We start from the raw sequence: 13701 nt of genomic DNA, 5'->3' as shown, positions 1-13701 counted from the left end.
CAGCGTATGCGCGCAAAAGCAGGCGGTGCAATCAGGCTTCGGCTGAGGGTTGCATGTGACGCGAGACCTGATTCATTCTGTCTCCCCGCTTCTTGCCCGGAGTACCCGATGACCGACACCCCTCCCTCCGCCAGCCGCGACAAGCGCGCCGCCCGGCTCGACGCCGTCATCGACGAGGCGATCCGCAACGAGGTGATCGTCGGCGCCGTGGTGCTGGTGGCGGAGGAAGGCGAGACCGTCTACCGGCGCACCGCCGGCTATGCCGATCGCGAGGCCGGGCGCCGCACCACCGAGGACACGATCTTCCGCCTCGCCTCGGTCACCAAGCCGCTCGTCGCCGCGGCGACGCTGTCGCTCGCGGAAGCCGGCGTTCTCGGCCTCGACGACCCGGTGACGCGCTTCCTGCCGGATTTCCGCCCGAAGCTCGCCGATGGCAGCGAGCCCGTCATCACGCTTCGCCACCTGCTCACCCATACGAGCGGGCTGATCTACGGCTACGACAAGTCGGCCGGCATCTCGGAAGGGCTGGACCAGCCGGGACGCGGCATGGCGGAGAACCTGGCGAAGATCGCGGCGCAGCCGCTCGCCTTCGCGCCGGGATCGTCCTGGGCCTATTCCGTCGGCATCGACGTACTCGGCGCCGTATTGGAAAAGGCGACCGGCCTCGGCCTGCCCGAGATCATCGCCCGGCGCGTCACCGTGCCGCTCGGCCTCGCCGACACGGCCTTTCTGCCGACCGATCGCGCCCGGCTCGCCACGGCCTATGCCGATGGCGACCCGCGCCCGACGCCGATGGCGGCGCACCAGCCCGTCGCGGGCAAGGCCGGCACGCTCACTTTCGCGCCCGACCGCAATTTCGATCCCGCCTCGTTCCCGTCCGGCGGCGCCGGCATGTTCGGCACGGCCGGCGATATCCTCGCCTTCCTGGAGGCGATGCGGCGCGGCGGCGCGCCGATCCTCTCCTCCGAAAGCCTGAAGCTGCTTGCGACCAACGCAATCGGCGCCTTCGACACGACCGTTCCCGGTCGCGGCTTCAGCCTCGGCTGGTCGATCACCTATGATCCCGCCGCCAACGCCTCGCCGTTTTCGCCCGGCACCTGGCAATGGGGCGGCGTCTACGGCCATTCCTGGTTCGTCGACCCCGTGCGCAAGCTCTCCGTCGTCTCGTTCTCGAACACCGCCGTCGCCGGCGTCAACGGCCCCTACCCCGACGCGATCCGCGCCGCCGTCTACGGCTGAGGACCGGCCCGGTCATCTGTCACGACGACCCCGTCGCAACGACCTGTGGCGGCTTCAAGGTGCGTGCTTCGAGACGGCCCTTCAGGCCTCCTCAGCATGTTGAGATTCGGGATGCCGATGTCGGCAAAGTCAAAACCCTCAACATCCTGAGGAGCGACCGATAGGGCGCGTCTCGAAGGACGCACCGGACCGCTGTCCTATGCAGCAGGCGCCACCCTCACGCGGCGGCTTCCGCTTCGTCCCCGACACGGCCCTTGGTCACCGAATCCGGCAGGCCGAAGATCCCGTCGAAGGCCCAGTTGAAGACGAACATGTAGACGGGGAAGAACACGATCAGCACGGCGTCGAGCAGCAGCGCCTCGAGGAGCGAGATCTGCATCCACCAGGCGATCAGCGGGATCAGGAACATCACCAGCGTCGCCTGGAAGCCGACGGCATGCAGGATCCGCCGCGCCAGCGAGCGGGAGCGGGCGGCCTGCGTCGATTCCCAGCGCTCGAACAGCCAGTTGTAGATCAGATTGACCGTCACCGCGGTGGTCGAGATCATGATCGCCAGCGGACCCGTATGCGACGCCGTGGAACCGGAAAGATAGGCCAGCATGAAGGCCGAGATGAGGGTCCCGGAAATCTCGAACACCGAAACGTAGACCACTCTGCGAAGAACGCCTTGCACCAAATCACCTCTTGAGAACGGCCGGACGGCCGATGTGTGGCCGTCGTCTACCAGCAACGGCGCAGACAGGAAAAGTTGCCAGCCATCAGTTCAGCTGATAGGTCAGGGCATGATCTTTTCGAGCGACAGCATCGAGCTCTTCCTGGCGGTGATCGACCAGGGCTCGTTCTCCGCGGCGGCGCGCGTGCTGCATCGCGTCCCCTCGGCGGTGAGCATGGCGATCGCCAATCTGGAAGCCGAGCTCGGCTACGCGCTGTTCGTGCGCGAGGCGCGACAGGTCCGCCCGACGCCGGCGGCGCTGGCGCTGGTGCCGCATGCCCGCGTCATCGCCGAGCAGCTCGAGCAGCTCGCCGCCCACGCGACCGAGCTATCCGACGGACTGGAGACGCGGCTCGCCATCGGGATCGCCGCCGACATCGACAATGCGCGGCTGATGCAAACGATCTCGGATGTCTCGGCCCGCCATCCGCTGCTCGCGATCGAGATCACCACCGCGCCGCAGGACGACGTGGTCGAGCGCCTGCGCACAGGCCGCATCGATCTCTGCATCGCCTATGGCGGGCTGGAGACGAGCCGCAAGGAGGATTTTCACTTCATCGGCACGGAGACGCTGGTCGCCGTCGTCTCGACCCGGCATGGCTCGGAGCTCGTCGACGTCGAGACGCTGAAGCTCGACGACCTCTTCCACCACCGGCAGATCCTGATCGCCAGTACCGAGCACCCGATCTCGGATTTCCGCCAGTTGATCGCCGGCTCCTACTGGCGCACCGACAGCCTCGCCACGGCGGTCAACATGGTGAAGGCCGGCCTCGGCTGGGCCAACCTGCCGCTCTCGGTGGCGACGCCACTGGCGCGCGAAGGCAGCGTCCGCATCCTGCCCTTCTCCAACGTCGCCAACGGCCTGAAGCTGCCGCTGCACCTCCGCTGGATGAAGCAGAACCCGCTCGGCATGGCGGGCCAGGAACTGCTGGAGATGCTGAAGCGCGGGTGAAGGGGCTCGGCTCGCCTATTGCTTCCTCGCGACGATGAACGGCCGGGCGTCCCGACCCTTGCTGGCATGCGTCTCGGTCGCGACGAGGGTGAACCCTTCGTCGGCCAGGAGCTGCTTGAGCGCCTGCGCATCGAACAGGCTGACATGCGGCGCCTTGCCGATCGAGCGCATCGCCGGAAGCAGGACCCGGCGAACCAGAACGTTCATCTCCCCCACGCAGGGCGTCTTGGAGATGAACACGCCCTCGGGCTTCAGCAACGAATGAAACGCCCGCAGCGTCGCCCGGACATCGCGCACGAGATGAAGGTAGTTGAAGCCGAGAATGACATCGAAGCGATCCGCCCGACGCATCAGGTCCTCGGCTGTCGCCGCTCGAAAGATAAGATTAGGCGTCGGCTCGTCTCGCACCTTCGCCTCGGCGATCGCGATCATTGCTTGCGAAATGTCCGTCGCGAGGTAGCTTTTCACACCGCCCGCGAGGCGCAACGCCGTGGACCCGGTGCCGCAACCGAGCTCCAGCACGTCATGGCCCGGCCGCAGAAAGGCGCGCGTCCGCTCGAGCGTGCGCTCATACCCCTTCACGTCCGCGACGGCGGACCGGGCATAGCGCCTGGCGGATTTGTCCCAGAACCGGGCATCCTCGACGGCTGTCATGCGAGATTTTCCATGTTTCAGCTCAGTCTAGCCGATGAGCCTAGCGGATCCGCAATTCGTCCCGTTCAGGACCGCCTCGATCGGCTGACCGTTATCCGTGGAGCGCGCAGCGTGTAGATGTTATCCGCCAGGCGGGTCGTAAGGCGCTTGAACGGCCTCCAGAGTTCCCGGAAAAACTTCGCCTTACGGCCCAATCTAGGTTTGGGCACAGTCGTGTCCATTCGGTTCGAGCCGATCGTACTCGTTAGATAACCATCGGACTGCCCTACCTTGCTGGCTTGGATGCATACACCCGGCCGTACTTCGTGCGTAACGAGACGCCTTCCTTCCAGATTTACGTCAAAAAGAAACTGGTCTACAGGGCAATCAAAGTTCTCTTCTTTTAATAATTCTTTCGCAGCCAATTTTGATACAATATATGCAGCGGCACCATCCCAGGATTTTCCGGTCCGATGCAGGCGAGTTATCTTTGAAGAATTCCTCTGGCTTCCTTTGAAGGAGTCTGGATGCGGCGCTTCAAGCTTCACAATTTCCACACCAGCTCGGATCCAGGCGTGAGACGACAGAAGCGGAGCAAATTCCGCAACAAAAAGGACATCGTCCTCTAATACGACGCCATATGGGGCGTTACCCTCAGCGATTATCTCCCAACAACGGCGATGGCTGAGGAAACAGGCCACCTCAGCTACCGAGAGCCGTTGGCCATCCGCACGGGGCACGGCGTGGCGGTCTACTTCTGAAGCGGTAAGGCAATTTCCATCAACGGCAGGGACGCGCTCAAAGGTCGCGCCAATCTGTTGGAAGTGGCGCTGCATCCAGTCGAGTCTCTCAGGAGACCTATCAAGATTGATCACTAGACTCCGCAATTGCGTCCCCTGCTATTCAATATTCATGCTCAGGAAGTCGGACAGCACGTGGCAGCCCAAGATAGGCCGGGTGCGTCATCCAATAGTTCAGGGCCGTGCCAGGCTTGGCCGCCGCCCGCATGACGTATTTGCGGAAGATTCCCCGTGGCTTGCCATTGTTGTGGAACAAGATGCGGCGTAATGGCCGGATGGGACGTCCGCTGGGGCGAAAAAGCAACCGCGTCCAAATATCTCGATCTCTCAGGTAGCTATTCTCGCGAACGAGCATGTCAACGTCGTAGGGTTGCTGCCCGGCGGCCCGCATGCGGGTTACGAACTCAGCAGAACGGGCAACTCGAAGTTCGCGCGTCGTCTCGGAGAGAAACAACCTTTCGTCTTCTACACGATTTGTAGATCGATAATTTACTTGATTGAAATACAGGTTTCCTTTGGCATCGATACCGACCGAATTGCGATCGATAGCCCTCCTCCCACCGCGCTTGTTGAGATTATCCATGAAAAGTTTGTATCCCCCCGCAGCAGGATGGACAGCAGAATCTGTCGTATCAATGCAATTTCCGACAATTTCTTCAATATCTATTACACGATCTATATTCCACTTATTCCGAAAATGAGCCCACCCCTCGAGACGAGACCGCAGATTCCGATAGCTGTCTCCGTACCAGCTTAGATTGCTGTGATGATATGCGATCAGATCTGGGCAATATACCACTCCAACTTGGGGTGCCATGACTTTTCGACGCAAGTAGAAGTCTTCATGTTCGCCGGCGATCTTGAACTGCGCATCCCAACAAAGTACGCCATCCCTAAACAGGCCCGTACGCATCACCGCCCAGTTCACGACAGCATCGGCGCGCAAATATCTCCAAGATTTAATATAAGAGTATTCCGGAAATTCATACGCTATCGGCGCCATCGTAAGCGTTTTGCGCGTCTTATCCAGATGTAACCATTTTTCCCAATGACGCGGTGACCTTTCATTAATTCGGTCTCCATCGAACACATCGAACAAGAGCCCCCCGACTACACCTATGTCTTCATTGCTGTCCAAAATGTCAGTTGCCGGAGAAATATCAGTTAGTTCTCCAAATATAAAATCGTCGTCACATAAGACAAAGTAGTCCGTAGAAACATGAGACGCCAGAGCATTCCTCGTGGCGGAGACCCCGTAATCGTAAGGAAAACGCAATACATCTGCGTCGATCCCCTCCAACTCCGAAGAGCCTGTGCCATCAATCTGCTCTCCGACAAGGATCGGCACGCTGGGGTAGCGGAGCTGAATACTCCGCACGAGACGCTTGACCGCATCCGGCCGGCCAATAGTCGCAATAATAACAGTTATCTTTTCGTGTGACGTCATTGGCGTCACCGGCCAGCGATCAAGTTCATCGCCCCAAGCAGGTAGCCAAGCTCATGAATATGCCCGCAATTCTCGATGAACTCGGCATCGTTGCCTTCGTCGGAAGCCATTTTTACCCAATCTCTCGGCGAAATCGGCACATGCAGCTCATGCCAATGATCATGCGTAAGTCCATATCTCGCGGCGGCAATTCGGGGTAGCAATGATGCTGTTACCCCCTGCCAGAAGAACCGACGACGAAACCAATCTTTCGTAAGTCGCGAAGCTGGAATAAAGTGAGAAACTCGTATTCTCGGATCAAAGTAGATAGAGTCGCCACTACGGCGGGCTACCTCGTTCACATAATTCTCTCCGGATAAGAGCAGATCGCCCTGGCGACCAAGCTCCTCTGGAAATCCGCCATACTGCCGCAGCTTTTCGGTCCGGTACGTCGAGTTGACTTCACAGATCCATTCTTCGCCCTGCAAAAGTCGAGCGGTTTCGGACCACCCAAGATGAGCAGATAGCGGCCTTAGTAGCTCATCGGTAAGCCATCCGGGGCGAGCTATTTCAAAGATCGGATCGATCTCGCCTCCGACTGCAAATACGCTTGGCGGCAGCGAGGAGAAGCTCGCCAACATGAGCGATATCCAGTTCTCCGCAACGATCGCATCGTCATCCGTGAAGGAAATGAACGGCGACTTCGTATTGCGAAGCCCTGTATTTCGCGCCCTGGCCAGCCCTTGTATGGGTTCGTAGATATAGGAGATCCGCCGGTCTCTGGACGCCCAACCGCGCGCGATATCCTGCGTCGCGTCCGTGCTAGCATTGTCAACAACAATTACTTCGTAGACTCCAGCATCACACACCTGCTGGCTGAGTGCACGAAGACATTCATCAAGATAGCTAGCTCGATTGTAGGTGCAAATAACTACTGTAATTTCGGTCAAGAAGTGTTCCACTTTTCGGATGATCGGCCTAATTCTATCGAAATTGATTGCCGCCTGCCCACTCACCTTCACTGTAGATGATCACCTGGATTTTTCTGCGCCTAGAGAACCGCAGGTAGATGTGTGCGGCAGACCGAATTAGTTCGATTTGGTAGCAATATGATGGCGAGATGTCTATCGGTAGTTGTGTAAAATCTGATATATGACTTTAACGGGAATATGGAGATCAGGTTATCGGGCCTGCTGGCGCCTGCCCCGCTAGATGGTCTTGACTGACGTAGGGTTTTGGGGCTCCGGGAGATGTCAGGACGAATGCCCAAACGCCTCACCCAGCGTCGGCAGCCCCCCCTACCGATACCCCAGCCCCATCACATAATCCCGCAGCAGCCTTTCCTCGATCTCGGTGTCGAGCAGGAGGGCGTTGAGGGCGTCGCGGGCGTTGAGGATGCCGATCGGGCGGTCGGCCTGGTCGACGATCGGGATGTTCTTCAGATCGCGCGACTGCATCAGCCGCCAGACGGCGTGCAGCTCGTCGTCGAGGCGACAGGTGACGACCTGCGACCGCGCCACCAGCGCCTCGCGCACCGGCTCGTCCAGCCGCGTCGCCGCGACGAAGAAGCCGACCAGATCGGTCTTGGTCAGGATCCCGGCGAGCGTGCCGGACGGCGCGCAGACGACGACGATGTCGGTTCCGGCATGCAGCCGGCGCGCCGCCTCGACGAGCGGCGCATCCTCCGGCACCGAAACGAGCCGGTCGCGTGCGCTGTCCTTCAGCTCTTCGACGAATGCCAAGATCCGCCTCCCTTCGCTGGTCGCCGTCCGCCCGATCGGGACGCGGCAGCCGACCTAGATTACGCTTGGGAAGGCGACGCCGGAAGGCCTGCAGGAACCGGCCGCATCGGCCCTGCTCCGCGCCTGGACAAGGCCGGCGGACAGGTTTCGCCCCGTTGCGGACATCGTCGCCAGGCGCGATGATCTCGCGGCGCATGGCGATGTCGTGACATCCGGAGGAGGTTGCGGGATGTCGGAGTTCAACATCGGTTTCGTGATCTTCCCCGGCCTCACGCAACTCGACTTCACCGGCCCGTTCGAAGTCCTGAGCCGGCTTGCAACGCCGCCCTCGCTCGCCGTCGAAAGCCCGTTCCCGCCATCGAAGACCCATGTCATCGCCAAGACGCGGCAGCCGGTTTCGAGCGACCGTGGCCTCGCCATCCTGCCGAGCCGCACCTTCGAGGGCTCACCCCCGCTCGACCTGATCTGCCTGCCCGGCGGCCCCGGCATCGTCGAGGCGCTCGCCGACGCAGAGACGATCGACTTCATCCGGCGCGAGGGGGCGCGTGCAAAGTATGTCACCTCGGTGTGCATGGGCGCCTTCCTGATCGGCGCGGCCGGGTTGCTCGCGGGGCGCCGCGCCACCACGCACTGGGCCTATGTCGACCTCCTGCCCCTCGTCGGCGCCCGGTATGAGAAGGCGCGCGTCGTGCGCGACGGCAATCTCTTCACCGCGGGCGGCGTCACCTCGGGCATCGATTTCGCCTTCGCGATCGTCACCGAGCTGGCGGGGCCGGAGGTGGCAAAGGCGATCCAGCTCGCGCTCGAATACGACCCCGCGCCGCCCTTCGACGCCGGCCACCCCGACAAGGCGTCCGAGGCGGCGATCGCCCTCATGCGGAGCCGCAACGAAACGGCCCATTCGGGCATAAGGCGTGCGCTGGAAAGCCGGTCATCGCCGACATCCGGCTAGGCTCGGCGCGCGAGGGGAAAATCAGTCCGGCGGCGGCAGCACGGCGGCCCTGCCGAGCTCCGTCAGCCCGTAGATTCCCCGGCTCTCGCGGACAAACCAGCCATAGACATTGCTGCGCAGGATCGTCGGCGCCCGCGCGACCAGTGTCTTTAGCTGCTTCGGGCTCTGCGGCCCGGAAAGCAGCGACGTCGCGCACAGGATGCAGTCCTGCCGGTAGGCGGTCATGATCGGCTTGCCGCGCCCACCGCCGATCTGCGGATCGCCGACCCGGCGCTTGTGCTCGTCGAGCAGCCGCGACCGCCGCTTGGGATCCCGGCGCGGCGCTTGCGCGAAGGGCGCGACGATGACCTCCACCGCTCCGGATGCCGAGACGGCGATCAGCCCGAAGCCGAGGCGCCGGCAGAGATTGCGGAAGCGCGCGTCATGCTCGCGCCCCTTGCCCTTCGAGGCCCGCGCCGCGAGCCAAACTTCGTCCGAGATCTTCGCCCGGTTGACGCCCTGCAGGACCAGCTCGAGGTTGAAGGAAAGCTTCATCTCGCAGACGACGAGGATGGGCGGCTCGCCCTCCCGGACGCCGACCAGGTCACAGCCATTGACCTCGCCCTTCACGGCATAGCCGGCGCCCTCCATGAAGGCCTTCAGGGGAAGATAAAGGTCGGTCTCGGCCATGGATGTCGTCTGGGGTCCCGGTGTGCACGAGTCTGGAGGACTGTGCACGGGGCGTGTCGGCGAGGGGCGGTATCTGCATCAGGGACGGCGTCCGACTTTGACCTCGCACTCGCATCATCGGCAGACTGGCCGAACCGAAAGTCGCGCGGGCGATCCGGTACAGCCGAGTAGTCGGCGACGCTGATACACCAACGCAATGAACCGAGCCGTATGGGCCTAAAGCGGCGCATGAAAGGTTGGCATAGCCCAACTAGCGGCGGCCGCAGGAGGAAGCGAGCACGCATCTCTCAACATCACGACGACTTATACATTGGCACGGTCATGCGCTTCGGAGCATCCTCTATCCCTGAAGGCACGCTCGATCGCTGTTCGGGCAACTCTGGAAGTGACCCGCCAAATGCCACTGCAACTTGCGGAAATGCGGCGCTAAGTTCGGGGTTCGTTTCTGGCAGCGTACTTGGCATCGCCTCCACAAAGTCGAAGTAGATATGGCGCTGGCCAAACCGGACACCGTCTTCCGCCAGTTTCCTAACGAACGGCAACCGACTCCCACCTCCAGTCGCCACAAGTTTAATCCTCGATGCAGATCCTGCTACAATCACGGCTGCATGCGCTACGAGGTCATGCAGCTTTTGTGAGAAGTCCAGCATTTGAGGCAAGTTAAGGAAATCATCAAGTTCAACCTCTACCACCTCGTCAGTGGGAAGCAACACTGTCAGCCTTCCCTCGTCGAAAAGCCGCTCCTTCAGTGCTCGTCGCTGTCGACGGATGTCAATCGCGGAGGAACGATATTCGGTTGTATCTTGAGCAAACGAACTCTTATCGAGGATATATTTGTGCAGGATCTGATCAATCATGTTGCCTGCCCTGTTCATAGCGGTAGCAGCGGTGGAAATCTCGAATACCCTGGCCTGATCCCAGTTCGGATTGTTCACACATAGAAAGCCCGCGACGTCAGTTGTGCCTGCTCCAACGTCCACGACAAGATAGGCCTGCCGCGCGTTCTCCGGAGTAGAGAGAAGAGCACCAGCCCCTGCTGCAGTTGCCTCCCGTACGGGTTCGCCGATCAGCGCCACCGGAAGCAGTTCGTCAGACAGAGTCTTCAACTGCTCGAGAAGCGCCACTGCTTTCGCAAGCTCCATCGCATCCGCAAGGTCCTCACCGACCGAGCGCGCAAGCACGATCGACTCCGCCATAAGACGACGCATTTCAGCAGCGTTTTCATCTTTAGAATGATCCTTCCACGCAGGGTGAGCGAACCGGCGCGAAAGATTTTTCGAGAGCCCAGCAGCGGCTAAGGCCGTCTCTGTGAGATGCATTAGATGTGCAAGGTAGAGAACTAGCACGTCGCGTTGGGTTAAAGCCCCATGTCCGTCTTGCACTGACGGCAGGCGCGCGGCGGCGAGCTTCGAGACCTCCTTCCCCAACGTGATAAATTGCTTAATTGAATCAATAATTGCCTCCGTAGAAGTCTGCGTATCTTCGACATACTGGCGCGCCTTGGAGCCAAAAAAAATCTTACCATCAGCCAATAGAAGCTCGGACGGGGTCGTTAGCCGGCTTCCAGCGGCCCCATCTCCAATGGGAAGATCGACATATCTAGTATCGCCCGACTCTGTAACTGTAGCGAATGCTTTGGAAAACGAAGTTCCGAAATCGATACAGACTATCGAATTGCTAGATTCGTTTTGCGTGCTGCCGAGATCCAAGGCCAGCTTGTAATGCTTGACGGCCTCAGCGTTGAGACGCTGCGGAGCAGAAGTGGAAGCTGCTGGAACGGGCTCGACGATTAGAGGATCAGCCCCGTCAAGCAGAAGTGATTTGAGGGCACCCACCTCCCGTGAAGTTAGGAACGTCCGCTCGCCGCTTTCGGCTCGCTCCAAAAGGTTCATCAACAAATCAATAGCACGCGCCTTGCTCACAATCCTCCCCCATTCACTCTACTTGACGATTGCCTTTACCAATATAACTGGAGGCCTTCCAGGCGTTACCTTCACAACCCCCGGCACAAGAACCTTTACTTCCCTAGATGTTTCCATAAACTTAGAACACTCATGCGCACGCGGATCGAAGCGCACCGTCTCGCCACGTTCGGGCGAAACGGAAATCCCACGCTTGCGCAGGATGGCATCAACCGCCTGTTCCAGCAGGTCGAGATGCATGCCGACTGTCTTGATAGTGGACGCATGGATGGGCTCGAAGGCCTCGATGGCGTCACCGATCTGACGAACATCTGCTGGCGTCAGCTCAAGCCTATGTTTCTCGATCGCCATACGCGCTATCAGCTCGTCCATCTCCTGCTCGAGAACCTCTCCGAGGATTTCGTTCCGACCCATGGCCGGGAGTTCACGCCCAGTTGACAGCCAATGCGACACCTCCGGCAGAAGGCTAGGATCGGCCGCAGCCTTGCTAGACGCTATCTCATCTATTTTCTTACTTCCTAGAGCGGCAACAATCGATCGCCTCAACGCGACATCCTTGTGCCCTTGCCGAGCCACGATAAGGAGCGCATCGACCGCGAGATTCGCTGCACGGTTGACACGCTCTTCCACGCTTACAGGAGGGGTCGCAGGACGCCACCAGTTCAGCGGAGCGCTGACTGCTCTGTACATATCCGGATCAAACAGGGTGTCGACCCGGAGGCGGAGAATCGTCGTCACGAGATCCATCGCCGATAACGCAGTCGCCTCCCGAACCTTCACGAACTCGAGTGTTGAGCTCGCCGCGGGCAAGCTAAAAAGAGAACGCAGCGCGGCCCCGAGACCCGATCCCGCTGGAAGCTCAGAAAATCGAAGGGGCTTCAATAGTGTCTCGCACACCCTGTTAAGCCGACGAAATGGAGTGAGGAGATCCTCTACCCCCTCACTTTGTTGCCCCCTCAACCCCTGAGTTATCTCCTCGACAACTTCGGCAATACTATTGCAGTTGGCGAGAGCCAATTCGGCCCATACGTCCTTGGAGCGGACCTCCGAGGTGCCAGCTATCGCGAGTTCGCGCGCAGCATAACGACCGACCCATGTATTGGACGACCCAGACAGTGCCTTGGCGAAGTAATACCTGTCATCGGCATTGCCCCATCTTTCCGTGTGCGGAGGTCGTTCAGATAGGGCTCCGGTTATGAGCGGCCTAACGACAGCCGCAATGGGCACCGAAACCTCTGCCGCCTTACCGAGAACTGAAAGTGCCTCCAAACGCAACCTAACCGAACCCGTTGATGCAGCCCAAGCCAGTCGACGCAGATCCGTGATCACCTCATATTTTTGCAGTTGTTCTTTCTTGAATTGCCGCGTCTCGATCAATGACTTGAGGTGAGCGATTGCTTCGATCGCATCCTCTGACGAATAGTCATCTGTTTTTTTTGAAATCATGCTAAGGGCGCTATTGAGGATTCTACCGAAAGTCTAGTCAAACATTGCCGCGCGATCAAGGAACCCAGCCGTAAGCAGGTGGTCTCTTCTAGGGTGGGGACCGCACGAGAAGCTCCGACCGCAACGCGACGAATACGGACTCCGCATATGGGCCACCGAAGGTCCGGAAGGCCCGATTGCTCTCCTATTTGCCACGACTACTATTGCCTCGTTTTGTTAGCTCCTCACAAGCTATCTGAGTCGTGTCTTACTCGCCTTACCCCTCACCCCACCTCCACCACCCGTCTCCCCCTCACCCACCGCCAGACCCTGCCGTCGATCGCGACGAGGCCCAGCGCGATGAGGGCCATGCCGGCGAAATGCCTGGGTTCGAGGTGTTCGCCCAGCACCAGCGTGCCGAGCAGGATGGCGGAAACGGGGACGAGGAGGGTTACCAGCGAGGTGTTGGTCGCGCCGGTGCGGGCCAGCAGGCGGAAGAACAGGATGTAGCCGAGCGCCGTCGAGAAGGCGGCGAGGCCGAGGATCGCGGCCCAGACTTGCCAGCTCGGGGCCGGCAGCTGCCAGGGATGATCGAACAGGACGGCGAGCGGGATCATCATCGTCGTCGCGGCGATCATCTGCCCGGTCGCCGCCGTCATCGGGGCGACGCCGAGGCGGGGGAGCTGGCGGCCGAGCGCGCCGGAAAAGCCGTAGGCGAGCGTCGCCGCCAGGATCGCCAGCGCGCCGAGGCCATCGCCGCCGAGGTTCAGGAAGACGGAGGGGCCGATCAGCACGGCGACGCCGAGAACGCCGATCACGATCCCCGTCACCTTGGTCGCCGTCAGCTTCTCGTCGACGGTCAGGAAATTGACGATCAGCGCCGTCCAGAACGGTGTCGTCGCGTTCAGCACGGCGGCGAGCCCGCTCGGGATCTGGGTCTGGCCCCAGACGATCAGCGAGAACGGGATGACGTTGTTGATGAGGCCCATGCCGAACAGCACGCGCCAGACCCGCCAGCCGGCGGGGAGCGGCCGGCCCGTAAGGCGCAGCAGCGCCACGAGAATCAATGCCGCGATGCCGACCCGGAGCGACACGATGGTAAAGGGCGGCAGTTCCTTGCCGGCGATGGCGATGAAGAAGAACGAGCCGCCCCAGAGTGCCGCGAGCAGGACCAGCAGCGACCAGTCGGCGCCGGTCATCGTCGGACGAATCTGGGTCTGGCGAATCTG

The 13701-nt window shown here is 60.7% G+C and carries 13 protein-coding genes; 3 read left to right on the top strand and 10 right to left on the bottom strand.

The annotated features are described in order from the left end of the window. Nucleotides 1–108 precede the first annotated feature (108 nt). On the top strand, nt 109–1239 hold the full coding sequence (locus AC6HZP_RS09475) for a serine hydrolase domain-containing protein (RefSeq protein WP_497526354.1): 1131 nt from the start codon (nt 109–111) through the stop codon (nt 1237–1239). A gap of 217 nt (nt 1240–1456) precedes the next feature. On the opposite strand, the gene AC6HZP_RS09470 is transcribed toward AC6HZP_RS09475, so the two are convergent. Continuing rightward, a complete protein-coding gene (locus AC6HZP_RS09470; protein ID WP_201403316.1) occupies nt 1457–1912 on the bottom strand; it encodes a PACE efflux transporter in 456 nt (151 codons plus the stop codon). Between the two features lie 109 nt (nt 1913–2021). On the opposite strand from AC6HZP_RS09470, the gene AC6HZP_RS09465 reads away from it, so the two are divergent. Further along, entirely contained in the window at nt 2022–2903 is an 882-nt protein-coding gene (locus tag AC6HZP_RS09465) for a LysR family transcriptional regulator (protein WP_497526353.1), read from the top strand. A gap of 15 nt (nt 2904–2918) precedes the next feature. Here AC6HZP_RS09465 and AC6HZP_RS09460 read toward each other — a convergent pair whose 3' ends face one another. From AC6HZP_RS09460 to AC6HZP_RS09440, 5 genes are all read right to left on the bottom strand, one after another. Further along, a complete protein-coding gene (locus tag AC6HZP_RS09460; protein WP_497526352.1) occupies nt 2919–3557 on the bottom strand; it encodes a class I SAM-dependent methyltransferase in 639 nt (212 codons plus the stop codon). A 65-nt stretch (nt 3558–3622) separates the two neighbouring features. Continuing rightward, complete coding sequence (locus AC6HZP_RS09455) at nt 3623–4411, bottom strand: glycosyltransferase family 25 protein (protein ID WP_497526351.1); 789 nt, start codon at nt 4409–4411, stop codon at nt 3623–3625. A gap of 28 nt (nt 4412–4439) precedes the next feature. Continuing rightward, a complete protein-coding gene (locus AC6HZP_RS09450) occupies nt 4440–5783 on the bottom strand; it encodes a glycosyltransferase family 2 protein (protein ID WP_497526350.1) in 1344 nt (447 codons plus the stop codon). Between the two features lie 5 nt (nt 5784–5788). Further along, on the bottom strand, nt 5789–6712 hold the full coding sequence (locus AC6HZP_RS09445; protein ID WP_497526349.1) for a glycosyltransferase family 2 protein: 924 nt from the start codon (nt 6710–6712) through the stop codon (nt 5789–5791). Nucleotides 6713–7060: 348 nt separating this feature from the next. After that, nucleotides 7061–7504, bottom strand: a complete 444-nt coding sequence (locus AC6HZP_RS09440; protein ID WP_201403313.1) for a CBS domain-containing protein — start codon at nt 7502–7504, stop codon at nt 7061–7063. 229 nt (nt 7505–7733) lie between these two features. On the opposite strand from AC6HZP_RS09440, the gene AC6HZP_RS09435 reads away from it, so the two are divergent. Next, the gene (locus AC6HZP_RS09435) at nt 7734–8456 is read left to right on the top strand and encodes a DJ-1/PfpI family protein (RefSeq protein WP_497526348.1); all 723 of its coding nucleotides are present in this window, start codon (nt 7734–7736) and stop codon (nt 8454–8456) included. A gap of 21 nt (nt 8457–8477) precedes the next feature. Here AC6HZP_RS09435 and AC6HZP_RS09430 read toward each other — a convergent pair whose 3' ends face one another. The 4 genes from AC6HZP_RS09430 to AC6HZP_RS09415 all read right to left on the bottom strand — a co-directional run bounded on the left by AC6HZP_RS09430 (nt 8478) and on the right by AC6HZP_RS09415 (nt 13671). After that, the gene (locus tag AC6HZP_RS09430; RefSeq protein WP_497526347.1) at nt 8478–9125 is read right to left on the bottom strand and encodes a DUF2161 domain-containing phosphodiesterase; all 648 of its coding nucleotides are present in this window, start codon (nt 9123–9125) and stop codon (nt 8478–8480) included. Nucleotides 9126–9418: 293 nt separating this feature from the next. Then, nucleotides 9419–11047 carry a hypothetical protein gene (locus tag AC6HZP_RS09425; RefSeq protein WP_497526346.1) on the bottom strand — a complete coding sequence of 543 codons (1629 nt, stop codon included), beginning with the start codon at nt 11045–11047 and terminating at the stop codon, nt 9419–9421. An 18-nt stretch (nt 11048–11065) separates the two neighbouring features. After that, on the bottom strand, nt 11066–12493 hold the full coding sequence (locus AC6HZP_RS09420) for a hypothetical protein (protein ID WP_497526345.1): 1428 nt from the start codon (nt 12491–12493) through the stop codon (nt 11066–11068). 263 nt (nt 12494–12756) lie between these two features. Continuing rightward, entirely contained in the window at nt 12757–13671 is a 915-nt protein-coding gene (locus AC6HZP_RS09415) for a DMT family transporter (RefSeq protein WP_497526770.1), read from the bottom strand. Between the last annotated feature and the right edge of the window lie 30 nt (nt 13672–13701).

The organism is Kaistia sp. SLG-1, assembly GCF_059699055.1.
This window is presented reverse-complemented; position numbering and strand designations above follow the sequence as displayed.